General features: G+C 64.9%; 1 protein-coding gene. It reads left to right on the plus strand.

Going from position 1 to position 515, the window contains the following annotated elements; translation table 11 throughout:
• Window positions 1–515: PKD domain-containing protein (locus tag ACFS7Z_RS27410; RefSeq protein ID WP_449301472.1), on the plus strand; the 515-nt coding region annotated here is incomplete at both ends.

The following is a 515-nucleotide window of genomic DNA, read 5'->3' on the forward strand; positions in this document are numbered from 1 at the left end:
GCCTCGGATGACAACTCGGAGCTGTGGCTGAGCACCACCGACAGCCCGTCTGGCAAGGTGAAGATTGCCTCCGTCACCGGCTGGACCAGCTCCCGTGAGTGGGGCAAGTACGCCTCCCAGAAGTCTGCTGCCGTCCGGCTGGAGGCAGGCAAGCGCTACTACATCGAGGCCCTGCACAAGCAGAGCTGGGGCGGCGACAACCTGGCCGTGGCCTGGCAGCTGCCGGATGGGAAAACGGAGGCGCCCATCCCCGGAAGCAGGCTTTCGCCTGCTGGAACCACCACCTCCAATCAGCCTCCTGTAGCCAGTGCCGGTCCGGACAAGTCTATCACCCTGCCGACAAACAGCGTGCAGCTGAGCGGCTCGGGAACAGACAGTGACGGCACCGTCAGCACCTACAGCTGGACGAAGGTGAGCGGACCTGCGGCAACTCTCAGCGGGGCGACAACGGCAACACTGACAGCGGGCAGCCTGCTGGAGGGCACCTACGTCTTCCGCCTCACGGTACAGGACAA

Source organism: Pontibacter toksunensis (genome assembly GCF_042686245.1).
Classification (GTDB): Bacteria; Bacteroidota; Bacteroidia; order Cytophagales; family Hymenobacteraceae; genus Pontibacter; species Pontibacter toksunensis.